This is a genomic window from Nostoc sp. C052, from assembly GCF_013393905.1.
GTDB lineage: Bacteria > Cyanobacteriota > Cyanobacteriia > Cyanobacteriales > Nostocaceae > Nostoc.
The window spans coordinates 2,177,513-2,191,250 of sequence record NZ_CP040272.1; the positions used below are offsets into that span (position 1 = coordinate 2,177,513).

Sequence of the window (13,738 nt, forward strand, 5' to 3'; positions counted from 1 at the left end):
TTAACTTCTCTCTGCTAATTTCTTTTCTAAGCCAGTAGAAACATTTGCCAAAAGATAATCTTGATAACCTGAATCGGCGATAGTAATTTCTTGAATTTGAGTACTACCTTCAATGATTTCCATAATTTTAGAGTCGCGTAAATACCTTTCAACTGGGTATTCACTACTACAACCATTGCCACCATGAATTTGCACGGCATCATTTGCTATTTTGGTAGCAGTTGTAGATGCAAAGTACTTAGCAATAGAAGTCTCCATAATTGAGTTGGGATCGTTAATATCTTTGAGATAAGCAGCTTGATAACATAACAGTCTTGCTGCTTTCACGTTAGTTACCATCTGGCTAATTATTTGGCGGATTAATTGATGTTCTTTCAGATAAACGCCAAACTGTTTTCGTTCGCTTGTGTATTTGATACAAGCTTCTAAACAAGCTTGAGCAATACCTACACAACCTGAAGCCACACTATATCTACCATAATCAAGTGCAGTAGCAGCAATATAGGAAAATCCAAAACCTAATTTACCTACTAAATTTTCTAAAGAAACCTGACAGTTATTAAAGTGTAATTCTGCTGACATTGAAGCCCTAACACCTAAAAGCCCAGATATTGGTTTTACTGACAGTCCAGGACTATTTTTTTGAACTAAAAAAGCAGTGGGTTTACCCTCGCATTTAGCAAAGACTAAAAATATATCTGCTATTTGTCCGTAAGTAATCCATTTCTTTTGCCCATTTAAGACATAAGCATCACCAGCAAGTGTTGCTGTTGTTTCTACACTTTTAGCATCGCTACCTACATTCGGCTCGCTTAACGCAAAAGCAGCAATAGTTTCACCAGATGCAAATTTAGGAAGCCAATACTGTTTTTGAGATTTATTACCCCATTTACACAAACCATGAGCAACCATGTTGTGAACTGTCAACAAACTTCGGACAGAAGAACATCCCCGTCCAATTTCCTCGTTGAGAATGCCATAGGTAATCATGTCCATTCCTTGCCCGCCATATTCTTGGGATAATATGGCACCGAGAAAACCACGTTTAGCTATTTTCTTAATTAGTTCTGGCGGGGTAAATTCTTTCTTATCCCATTCGCCAGCATCAGGGCATATTTCCTGATTAACAAAAGCTCTATATTCAGCTTTAGCGTTTTTTTGTTGAGTAGAAAGTTCCAGTTTCATAATACCATTTCTGCCACATAAAATAGCAATTTATATTTTATGACTGCACGAAAATAGCAGTTTTACGTGTAATTAAATTGGCGATAGAGTTGATTGTGCGGAAATTTTCAAATTCTAAGTCCTCGTTTTCAATCGCAATCTGAAACTCTTGCTCTACAAATAAAACAAGCTGCATAGCGAACATAGAATTGACAAAACCTAGAGCAAAAATGTCTTCATCTGATTGTAAATCATGATTGCCGAAAAATTTTGACAGAAAAGTTTTGATTTTAGCTTGAATTTCACTCATTAGTCTATTTATTGATATACGTAAAAACCTTTACCACTTTTTTTACCATGCAGCCCTGCATCCACCATTTTTTTGAGTAAAGGGCATGGTCTGTATTTGCTATCGTTAAAGTTTTCGTACAAGACTTCGATAGAAAATAAAATTGTGTCTAGTCCAATTAAATCTGCTGTTTCTAAAGGCCCCATTTTGTGACCAAAACAGCCTTTAAAAATCTTGTCCACATCTTCTGCTGTAGCAACTTGCTCCTGCAATAAAAAAACAGCCTCGTTAATAGTTAACATCAACACACGGTTAGAAACAAAACCTGGTGAATCATTAACAATTATGCATTCTTTACCCATTTGAGTCAGCATTTGTTTTGCTGTCTCAATTGTTGTCTCAGAGGTATGATATCCACGAATCATCTCTACCATTGGCTTCATTGGTACAGGATTCATAAAGTGGATACCAACAATTTTATCAGCACGTTTGCTAACTGAAGCAATACGAGTAATGGGAATAGCTGATGTGTTAGCTGCGAATACACAATCTGCTGGACAAATAGAATCGATTAGGTGATAAACCTCTCTTTTAATATCCCATTTTTCGGTGACATTTTCTACTAAAAAATCTACATTTTCTAGAAAATTATAGTTTGTAGAAAACTCAATTTTCTTGAGGATACTATCTGGAGTTTCCGTTTTGTCACTTTTTTTGAAAAAACCCTGAAAGCGGATATTATTCCTGATTTCCTGTTTAGCTTTATCCAGGATATCTTCAAAAATATCTACGAGTATTACTTGATGGCCAGTTTGAGCGAGGTTTTGGGCGACTCCTATTCCCATAACACCGGCTCCGACAACTCCAATAACTTGAATTTTCATGATTAATATCCTGAACGAACTAACTTTTACTGTCTAGTTTGACAATTGCACATCATTTTTTTGCTTTCTCAAATCAACTGTGCTTCATCTTCAGGCAATTTTTCTAACTCTTCTATGAAAATTTCTTCAATTACTAAAGCTAACTTAGCTATAGTTGGTTCATCGAAGAAACGTTTATAAGGCAGTTCTATATCGAGAGTTTTACGGAGTCGAGAAATCACAATAGTGGCAAGTAAAGAGTCTCCTCCCAACTCAAAAAAATTATCATAAATTCCTATCTGTTCAATACTAAAAATTTCCTGCCAGATGTCAGCCAGAGTGCGCTCAATCTCACTACGTGGAGCGATATATGTATTTCTCAGGTTGGGACGAGAGTGAGTTTTTTTGACTTGAATAACCTTATTAGTTTCCTCTTCTAATGAATTTAGAGTATCTTTTAGGTTAATCAAATTACGATTAATCAGGTTATGAAAATCGCTTTTTGATACCACTATCTGAGGCATTATGCTACAAAATAGAATACGCTCAAAGGCCTCCATACCCTCTTCAAGGGTTAATCCTGTCTCTTCAAGTTTTAATCCTGATACACGGTATAACTCTGTTTTAGCAATCCATTCTGGAGTATTCCATATATCCCAGTTTATGGATTCAATAAACTTGCCATATTTAGAGGCACTATAGTAAGCAAAAGCATCAAGAAAGGCATTTTTTGCAGTATATTCTACTAGCCCAATTCCGCCTAGAACTGCTGCTTGTGATGAAGTCATTACAAAGAAATCTAACTCAGCATCTTTGAAAAAATTATTGAGTATTATTGTCCCGATTATTTTAGGTGTAAAAACAACTCTTCCTATTTCTAATTTTTTTTGTGCAATTAATTCTTTTTTGTCTTCTAGAGCATTATGAATTACCCCGTTAATCTGACCAAATCGATTCTTTGCGTGAGTAATTGCTGCTTCCATTTGTTCTCGATTGGTAACGTCAGCTTTCAGCACTAAAACTTCTGTACCCAACGCCTCAAGTTCTTGTAATTTCTGGATTTTACGGCTGATGCTATCTTGTTCACCATAATCTGATAGCCATTGTAACCACTCATCTCGGTTAGGAAAATCTGAACGTCCTATCAGTATGAGTTTTGCTTGTACAGTCTTCGCTAGATATTCTGCATTGAAAAGACCAACTCCTCCTAATCCACCCGTAATCAGATAAACTCCCTTTACCCTTAATTGGGGTTTTGCTTCGACTACTTTATCCAAGCGGATGGGTTCAAAAGTTTGCACCCAGCGATAATTTCCACGATATGCCACAACACGGTCTGACGACTGAATTGTGAATTCTGCTAGTAGCTGATTTACAAGTTTTTCTTGTTGCCAATTTTCTGTTTCAGGAATTACGATATCAATGCTACGACAGGTGATATTCGGATACTCTTGCTGAATGACTTTACACGGGCCTAATACAAAAGCCTTACCTGGGTCTAACACCTCTGAGCCTGTTACTTCTTGCAAATTGTTTGACACAATTTCAATTTGCATAGGATTTGTTAGACTTTGCTGTTCTGCAAGTGCTTGTGCTAAAAATATCAGACTGTAAAAGCCCAGAGTTTCACACCTTTCAAGGGACTCAATTGTTAATTCTGTGTGACTGTTCGATGTAAGATTCCACAAATGTAAAGTTTTGTTTGGAGTCAACTCCAATGCACTAAGTTCTTTGATTAAGGCATAGTAGTCATCCTGTCGTTGAGGATTTATAGTATATACGCGTTGCTCAGATACTATTTCACTACTAAATTGCTTTCCTATTCTGACGATAATTGCATTGTTACCCTCAAGGATAAGTCGTTGCACGATTTTATCACCCAAGCCGCACTCATCGATAAATATTAACCAACACCCTGCCTGAGTTGACTGAAGCTTTGAGTTAAACGGCTGAGGCGGCATTAAACGTTTCCAAGATGGCATATAAAACCAGTCAGAAATGTCTCGTTTTTCGTGTGATGAAACTTGAGATTTGTTTTCAGCATCTATTTGCTCAACGGTTACAGTAAATGCTGAAGCTGCGAGTAATGTTGTTGACGCAGAAGCTTGAGCGACGAAAACATATTGTCCAAAAGCATCAGTTTCAGAAAAAGCCGCTACCTCAACAAACCCATGATTATGTAGAGCTTCTTGCCACTGTTTTTCTGATAAAAAGGGATTACCTCTACTTCGTTGTTTATCCTCTAAGGGATTCATCAACAGACCATCAATCATGTCGAAGTCTAATTGAGGTTGCGTTATCTCTTGGATTAATAACAGACCTTCAGGAGCTAATAAAGAGCGTATATGCTCAAGAGTTTTTCCTATATCCTGAGTCACATGCAGCACATTTACAGCTACTACTACATCAAAGCTGTGGTTTTTGTACCCTTGCTCAAATGGAGGCTGCTCAATGTTTAGTAACTGATATTCAACAAATGGATAGGCGCTAAATTTCTTTTCAGCTTCGGTTAGGAAAAAACTGCCTACATCAGTAAAGGTGTAATTGGTTTGCTGGGATGGCAATATAGGTAGCAATTCTGCGGTGGTAATACCAGTTCCACCCCCAATTTCTAAGATTCTGAGATTTACCTTGGATGGTAATGACTTTATTACAGTCTCAAGACTCGCTTGGATAATGGCGTTATAGTAGACATCTGCGGGCAAGTTTTGCCGAGAAATTTTTCCTTCCTTGGCTAAGATAGCAGCATATAACTCTAATGGTTCTTTTTCACCAATAAGTATGTCTGCCAGATTTTCACCATAGTTCTGGACGAGTTCTATCTGTTGAGGTGTATCAGCCCATCTAATTCTGAATTCTTTTACTAAACTATCAATAGAGTCTGCTGGCAATGGCAGAAGGTTTGTAAAGAGTTCCCCATCTTGCTTTAAGTGGCCTCGCTCTGCTAAGACATCCAGCCAGCGACACAATAGTTGTCGGTAGCGAGGAATAATTTGACATTGCTCAAACAACTCCTCAAGAGAATAGTTCTGTGATGCCTTGTTGAATGCACCTAAGCGCCTTAAAGCAAGATTCATGTAGGCGGTACATAAATGTTCCAAGCACTGTTTGTTCGCTAGATAAGTGTGATTGTCAAATTTAGAGATTCCTTCACTTGCTTGGAACTGACTAACTTCTACCAAAGATTTCCAAATTTCTAGTGCTGTTGGTTTTTGTTGGAGGTGTCCTTTTGTTAAAGGTGAAAGTTTTTCGGGTTCAATCCAGTAACGCTGTCGCTCAAAGGGATATGTTGGCAGGGCAAGACGATGACGATACTCGTTGGTGTAGAATTTTGACCAATCTATTTGTACTCCATACAACCAGAGTTTACCTAATGTGTTCAATAAGAATCTAAGATCCGACTGTTTTTCTTGAGGATGCCGTAATGATGATAATCCTGGGGAATCTAAATGCTTTTTAGTAAAGGTACATAAAGTGCGTCCTGGCCCAACTTCTAGTAGGATGCGATTTGGCTCTTGCAACAATGTATCAATGCCTGCTGCAAACCGCACTGTTTGCCGTAAATGTTTTGCCCAGTAATTTGAATCTGTAGCTTGCTCTGCTGTAATCCAGGTTCCTGTGACATTAGAAACAAAGGGAATTTTTGGAGGATGTAATTTGACTTTGCTTACTTCTTTCTGGAATGCCTCTAATATGGGTTCCATCATTGGGGAATGAAAGGCATGGGAAGTATGGAGACGGCGGCAGTCTATACCTCGATCTTGCAGCTTGTGTTGAAATGCATCTATAGCATCGTGGGTTCCCGAAACCACACACAAGGCTGGTGCATTGCTGGCCGCGAGGGATAAATTTTCATCTAGTAGAGCTACAACTTCTTCTTCTGGCAGAGGTACGGAGAGCATAGCACCAGATGGTAGTTGTTGCATTAATCGCCCACGAGCAGCGACTATAGCCAAAGCATCGCCAAGAGACATAACACCAGCTAAACAAGCGGCAACATATTCCCCGATGCTGTGTCCAATCATCGCCTGGGGAGAAATGCCCCATGACATCCACAATTGAGCTAAAGCGTATTCTATGACAAACAATGCAGGTTGGGTAATGTCAGTTTGTTGCAGTTTTTCGGCTGCGGCTTCTGACTCAGACTCGTTGGGATAAATCTGCGATCGCAGATCCAACCCCAAATGTGGTTGCAGCAATTGACAGCACAAATCGACCTGTTCCCGAAAAATCGGTTCAGTCTGGTAAAGTTCTTTACCCATATCCACATACTGAGCGCCCTGTCCAGGGAACATGAAGACGATGGGGGGGCGATCGCTATTTTCAACTGGGCGAGTAAAAACTCTTTGCGAATCTTGTAACTGTAAAGTGCTGACTACATCTTCGACATCTTGGCACACCAGTACGCGACGATGATTGAATTCAGCACGTCCCACTTGCAAGGTATACGCGATATTCGCTAAGTTCACATCAGGATGTAGTTGGAGGTGATTAGCTAGATTCTCTGTTGCAGTTTCTAGAGCCGATTCAGTTTTGGCAGAAAGTAGCAACAACTGCCAAGAACGCGAAGGGCTAGAAGGTTTCAGCACTGGTGCTTCTTCTAGAATGACATGAGCATTAGTCCCACCAATACCCAAGGAACTCACACCAGCACGCCGAACAGTACTTCCCGCCTTCCATTCTACTAACTTGGTATTAACGTGAAAAGGACTATTGGCAAAATCAATCTCAGGATTGGGTTCTTCAAAATTTAAGCTGGGTGGTATTTGCTGATGTTTTAGGGCTAAAACTGTTTTGATCAGTCCTGAAATCCCCGCGGCTGCATCTAGATGACCGATGTTTGTTTTGACTGAACCGATGGCCACGCCCGCCGCAGGCATCGCACAGAAGCCTTTTTTGTTGGTATTGCTACGAAAGACTTGCGAGAGTGCGGCAATTTCAATAGGATCGCCTAAAGCTGTACCAGTACCATGAGCTTCAATATAGTTGATTGTCTCAGGTTCAACTCCTGCTAGCATCATGGCTTCGGCAATCACCTCTGCTTGACCATTGACGCTAGGTGCTGTGTAGCCAACTTTACCAGAGCCATCATTATTGATCGCTGAACCTTTAATTACGGCATGGATGCAGTCACCATCTGCTAAAGCATCGCTCAATCGCTTGAGGAGGACAACTCCCACACCATTACCAATAATTGTTCCCTGCGCTTTAGCATCAAAAGCACGACAATGACCATCAGGAGATAGTGTTCCACCTGGTTCATGCAAATAACCTGTTTTCTGGGGTACGTGGATAGAAACCCCACCAGCTAAAGCCATATCACATTGATAATTCAACAAACTTTGACAAGCAAGTGTTGTTGCAACTAATGAGGTGGAACAAGCTGTTTGGATCGTAATACTTGGGCCAGTGAGATTTAATTTGTAAGAAACACGGGTAGTGAGAAAATCTTTATCATTACCAATTAATGTCTGGTAGCATTGCGCCGATCCTATGGGATCGCGGTTTAAATCTAATGAATAATAGTTATTGAGGCTAGCACCAGCATAAACCCCGATCCGACTGTCACACCGATTAGAATCATAGCCAGCATTTTCTAATGCTTCCCAAGCACACTCTAAAAAAATTCGGTGTTGTGGGTCAGTGATTTCTGCTTCTTTAGGATTAAAACTAAAAAATGCCGCGTCAAATAAATCGATATCTTTGAGGATGGCGCTGGCTTTTACATAATTGCGATCGCTGAGGATCGCAGACTCGATGCCGTCAGATACTACCTCTTCATTTGTGAAGAGAGAAATTGACTCTACACCAGATTGTAAATTCTGCCAAAATTCTGCAATATTTTTAGCACCAGGAAAACGTCCTGCCATCCCAATGATGGCAATGCCTTCTACAGCATCATTATGTGTAGTGCTAACCATAAATCTTTTTACCTTGCTTACTCAATTGTTGTTTTTGGCGGTTAATAGCTTCAATTTGCTTTTGAGTGCGATCGCGCGTTCCTGTAAAAGAAAGCTGTCGCTGTTGACTTAAATATTGCGCCAGTGAGTAAATAGTTGGGTTCTGAAACATGGTGACAACTGATATCTCTCGCTGCAAAATTGACCGCAATTTATGATTCACTTGAATCATTAGTAGCGAATGTCCACCAAGGTCAAAGAAATTATCATGAATACCCACTTGTTCGAGATGTAGCACCTCTTGCCAAAGCTTTGCTATCTGCTGTTCAATTTTTGACTGAGGTATTTCATAACTAGTCGTCAATGTTGGACGTAAAGCTTCTGGTATAGGTAAAGCACGACGGTTGACTTTTCCGTTAGGCAAAAGTGGTAAGGTGTCTAGGAAGATAAAAACACCAGGAAGCATATATTCTGGTAACAGTTCTTTGAGATAGCTTCGCAGTTCACTAGTTGTAAGTTTCTGGTCTGGTAAAAGTACAATATAAGCCACCAATTGTTGAACACGTGGTTTATCTTCTCTCGCCAAAACTACAATTTTCTGGACTGCTGGATGTTTAAGCAAGGCATTCTCAATTTCACCTAACTCAATCCGAAATCCTCTAATCTTAACTTGATGATCGATTCGCCCCAAATACTCTAAATTTCCATCTGGTAAATAACGAGCTAAATCTCCAGTTTTATAAAGGCGAGGACTAGGAAGAATTTCTGCTCCTCCGCTTCCTTGGAAGGGGTTAGATATAAACCGCTCTTTTGTTAACTCTGGTCGGTTTAGATAACCTCTAGCTAAACCAGCACCACCAATATAAATTTCTCCTGGTATGCCAATTGGTACTGGTTGCAACTTAGGATCAAGTAAATAAATTTCTGTATTGGCGATCGGACGGCCGATAGTGACGTTGCTATCTCTATTTACTTGAGTAAATGTGGAATAGGTCGTATCTTCAGAGGGGCCGTAAAGATTTAAAACTTTCTGAATACGATCGTTTTGATAAATCTGCTCTACAAGTTGATGTTGTAGTGGTTCGCCAGCAAGATTAACCGTCCTGACTGAAGGAGGTAAACCATCTGCTTGCAGTAATTCTGCAATGATGCTTGGGACTGTATTAACTAAGCTGACTTCCGCAACCAATGAGGGTAAGTGCAAAGCATTCTCTACGAGAATTACTCTACCACCCCAACTGAGAGGAACAAAAAGTTCAAATATTGACAAATCAAAGCAAATAGAGGTTGATGCTAAAACTCCAGCAAGGTCATTATCTGTAAAAACCTCTCTTGACCATGTTAAGAAAGCAACACAACTCTGATGAGCGATCGCAACACCTTTTGGTACACCAGTAGAACCAGAAGTATAGATGACATAAGCTAAGTTATTGGATTTTACTTCACTAAACAGATTTTCTCGGCTCTGTTGGCTAAGTAATTGTGAGTCTCTATCGACACAGACAATATGCACATTTGATTTAGTAAACAATTCAACTAGATGGCTTTGAGTCAGCAGTATCTTGGACTGACTATCTTCTAGCATGAAAGTTAAGCGTTCTTGGGGATAGGCTGGATCTAGGGGTACATAAGCCCCGCCTACTTTTAAGATAGCCAACAATGCAATCAGCATTTCTGGGCTGCGCTTCATGCACACACCTACAATTGCTTCTGGCTTCACCCCTAGTTTTTGTAAGTAGTGTGCTAGTTGATTTGCTTGCTCGTTTAACTCTTGGTAGGTTAATTTTTGGTTCTCAAAAATAACAGCAATATTAGATGGCGTTTTCTCTACCTGTGCTTCAAATAGTTGATGAATACATTTATCTTGTGGGTAATTTGTCTCGGTGTTATTCCACTCAAGTAATAACTGCTGTACTTCAGATGGTGTCAGTAATTGCAAATCGGAAATTCGTTGTTCGGGATTACTAACTATACTTTCTAATAAAGTCTGGAAATGTAACAGCATCCGAGCAATAGTATCTGCATTAAATAAATCTGTGTTGTACTCAAAAGTTGCAACCAACCCTTGCTCGTCATCCTCCATAAATAATGTCAAATCAAATTTTGATGTCCCGTTGTAACCTTCCTCACAAGTAACAGAGATATCTGACAGTCTGGGATTTGATAGTGGCACATTCTGGAGAACGAACATTACTTGAAATAGTGGATTGTAACTCAAGTCTCTATTTGGCTGTATTTCTTCTACTAATTTCTCAAAAGGTAAGTCTTGATGAATATAAGCCTCTAAAGCTGTTGACTTTACCTGCGTTAATAACTCCTGAAAACTCAAATCGCCAGAAAGTTCTGTACGCAACACCAAAACATTGACAAAAAATCCGATTAATGATTCAAGTTCTGCTCTGTGACGATTGGCGATTGGCGAACCGACTAAAATATCCGTTTGACCAGTGTAACGATACAGCAACGTTTTGAAGGCTGTAAGCAAGGTCATAAACAGAGTTACTCCTTGCTGACGGCTCAAATTCTTTAACTCTTTTGTCAGAGTTTGAGATAGAACTAATTTCCCTTGAGCGCCTTTGAATGTTTGACGATCAGAAATAAAGCTTCTACGCGGACGATCAGTTGGTAAGTTTAATACAGGTAGCTCACCTTGCAACTTTTGTTTCCAATAAGTCAATAAAGATTGAATACGCTCAAAATCAAGCCATTTTCGTTGCCAATTGACAAAATCTCGATACTGAATTGGTAATTCAGGAAGTGCTGGGAGTTCGCCTGTGGAGAATGCTTCATATAATACAGCTATTTCTTTGATCAGAATACCGATAGACCAACCATCTGCAATTATATGATGCAGAGTGATAATTAAATGATAATTTTCCTCACTTAACTGCAAAATTTTAGCACGCAAAAGCGATTGAGCAGATAAATCAAATGGCTGCTGTGCAAATTCTGTAGCCAAACGCTGTGCTTCTTGAGGGCGTTCGCTTTCTGATAGTGAACGCAAATCTTCAACCGCCAAAATTAAAGGTGGCGCTTGATTTATAACTTGGGCTGGCTGTCCATCAATTACTGTAAAGCTTGTCCGTAATACTTCGTGTCGTCTAATAATTTCGTTAAGACTATCTTGTAAGATTGCTAAATTAAGGCAACCTTTGAAGTTAATAACTAGAGGAATGTTATATGTAGGACTATCGGGAGTTAGCTGATTGATAAACCATAATCCCTGCTGGCCAAAAGATAGAGGCTGAATAGATGGATTTTTATCGTGTTTGGTAAGGGATATTGATGGTACTGGATCTGTTGTCAGTTGAGCGAGAATCTTGGTAGCTAGCGATCGCGTACTCATCCCTTCAAAGAAGTCTGCTACTGATACTTCTACTTCTAAATCAACCTCAACTCGGTTTTTCAACTCAAATACTTTTAAAGAATCAAGTCCCAGAGCGCTTAATGGTTCATCAGGACTGATATCATTTGGTGCGATCGCCAGTACTCTCGCTTCTTGTTCAATCAAATAGATTTCTAAAAGTCGTTGACATTCCCCTGGGGAAAGTGCCAAAAGTTCGGAACGCTGTAATCGAGTTTCCTCTCTGACAATCTTGCTAATTTTGAGAATCTTACTGATAATAATATTCAGTTCACCATTCTGAAACTGAGCGCGAGTTGCACGACGTTGAATCTTACCACTAGAAGTTTTGGCAATACTACCTGGTTTGATCAAAACCACAGCATAAACTTGTACTTCGTGTTCTTCAGTCACAGCTTGGCGAATTGCAGATATAACCTCTGCTAAATTTGGTTTGGCGCGAAACTTCAACTCTTGGACAATTACCAACCGTTCTTCGTTGTCAACCTCAACTGTAAATGCTGCGCTAGCACCGGAATTTAAAGATGGATGACTGCGTTCTGCGGTTAATTCAATATCCTGCGGGTAAAGATTTCTACCGCGAGTAATAATTAAATCTTTGGCTCTACCTGTAATAAAAAGCTCGTTATTTTGTAAAAAACCTAAATCTCCCGTCCGCAGAAAAGGGCCTACACCTGTATCTGATAAATAAGCATGGAAAGTTTCTGCTGTCTCTCGATCGCGATTCCAATAACCTTGGCCAACACTCGGCCCCGATACCCAAATTTCCCCAATTTCATCAGGTTTACAACTACTGAGGGTTTCGGGATTAGCGATCGCCACTTCCAGTTGTGGTATAACTCGACCACAACTGACGAAATGATAAATATCCTCATCCTTAACAGATGATTCAACTACCCGATTAGATTCTAATGCAGACTTTTGGACTGTCTTGATAATCGGTGATGTTGCCTTCTGGACACCAGAAACCATCAGAGTTGTTTCAGCCATCCCGTAACAAGGGTAGAATGCCTCTTTACGGAAGCCACAATCAGCAAAAGCTGCTGCAAACCGCTCTAAAGTATAATCCCGAATCGGCTCCGCGCCGTTAAATGCCACACTCCAACTACTCAAGTCAAGAGTCTCTTTTTGTTCAGGAGTAATTTTTTGAGTACATAACTCATAAGCAAAATTCGGGCCACCACTGGTTGTCCCTTTGTAGCGAGAAATAGCTTGTAACCAACGATAAGGACGTTGGAGAAAGGAAGTTGGAGGTATGATGATGCAAGGAAAACCTCCATACAAAGGTTGCAATATTCCTCCAATCAGACCCATATCGTGGTACATTGGCAACCACGTCACGAACTTACTCTCTGGAGAATGCTCCATAAATTGGTAAGTTGTGTCAGCATTGTGCAGTAGATTGCCATGACTAATCATTACACCTTTGGGTGTGCCTGTAGAACCAGAAGTGTATTGCAGAAAAGCTAAGGTATCTCGATCAATAGAGGGTTCTTGCCAAGCATCTTCTATTCCCAGAGCAAGATTATCAGTAGTTAGCCACTGTAAGGATTCTAAATCAGTCTTTTGTGACATTAAAGACTGCACTGTAGGCAGGATTTCTGTTGTAGTGAGTGCGATCGCTGCTTGTGCATCTCTAGAAATAGCTTTTATTCTCGGTGTGTTGCGCTCATTTCTAGGGGGATATGCAGTTACAGCCACAACTCCTGCATATAAACAACCGAAAAAAGCAACTAAAAAATCTAGTCCGGCTGGATAAAGTAGTAAAGCGCGTTCTCCAGTCAAACCCAATGCTTGTAATTGAGCAGCTATTTGACGCGATCGCCTATCTAATTCTTGATATGTTAGTGTTGTTTGTTCTGTTTCCCCATCTAACAAAAAGGTAAAAGCATCTCTATCTGGCTGCGTAGAACTTCTTAAGCGCAGTACTTCCACAACTGTAGACAAGTTACCAACAAGATCAAAAAGTTTAAGCATCGTGAAATTTCACCGCAAATGCAGTTAATAGTGTTTCTCTAAGCACGCAAATATATCTCAAATGTTGTGTCTTATTACACCTAATATTCATGAAGTGATATACCTGCAACTACCACTACTTCTTTGTTTAGGAGCGAAGGCACAGCCTTTGCCCTGAAGGCTTCCCAGCCTCCAGACTAGG

The 13,738-nt window shown here is 39.9% G+C and carries 5 protein-coding genes; all 5 read right to left on the bottom strand.

Features of this window, described 5'->3' with window-relative positions; translation table 11 throughout:
* On the bottom strand, positions 1–1,185 hold the full coding sequence (locus FD723_RS08570) for an acyl-CoA dehydrogenase family protein (RefSeq protein ID WP_179064953.1): 1,185 nt from the start codon (positions 1,183–1,185) through the stop codon (positions 1–3).
* Between the two features lie 37 nt (positions 1,186–1,222).
* On the bottom strand, positions 1,223–1,474 hold the full coding sequence (locus FD723_RS08575) for an acyl carrier protein (RefSeq protein ID WP_179064954.1): 252 nt from the start codon (positions 1,472–1,474) through the stop codon (positions 1,223–1,225).
* Between the two features lie 8 nt (positions 1,475–1,482).
* Complete coding sequence (locus FD723_RS08580) at positions 1,483–2,337, bottom strand: 3-hydroxyacyl-CoA dehydrogenase family protein (RefSeq protein ID WP_179064955.1); 855 nt, start codon at positions 2,335–2,337, stop codon at positions 1,483–1,485.
* 68 nt (positions 2,338–2,405) lie between these two features.
* A complete protein-coding gene (locus tag FD723_RS08585; RefSeq protein ID WP_179064956.1) occupies positions 2,406–8,237 on the bottom strand; it encodes a type I polyketide synthase in 5,832 nt (1,943 codons plus the stop codon).
* A complete protein-coding gene (locus tag FD723_RS08590; RefSeq protein ID WP_179064957.1) occupies positions 8,230–13,557 on the bottom strand; it encodes a non-ribosomal peptide synthetase in 5,328 nt (1,775 codons plus the stop codon). Before FD723_RS08590 ends, FD723_RS08585 begins: the two co-directional genes overlap by 8 nt.
* Positions 13,558–13,738: the final 181 nt, after the last annotated feature.

Bases quoted from the DNA above. Each gene is read 5' to 3' on its own strand.
- FD723_RS08590 (WP_179064957.1), bottom strand. From the start codon at position 13,557: ATGCTTAAACTTTTTGATCTTGTTGGTAACTTGTCTACAGTTGTGGAA.
- FD723_RS08575 (WP_179064954.1), bottom strand. From the start codon at position 1,474: ATGAGTGAAATTCAAGCTAAAATCAAAACTTTTCTGTCAAAATTTTTC.
- FD723_RS08570 (WP_179064953.1), bottom strand. From the start codon at position 1,185: ATGAAACTGGAACTTTCTACTCAACAAAAAAACGCTAAAGCTGAATAT.
- FD723_RS08580 (WP_179064955.1), bottom strand. From the start codon at position 2,337: ATGAAAATTCAAGTTATTGGAGTTGTCGGAGCCGGTGTTATGGGAATA.
- FD723_RS08585 (WP_179064956.1), bottom strand. From the start codon at position 8,237: ATGGTTAGCACTACACATAATGATGCTGTAGAAGGCATTGCCATCATT.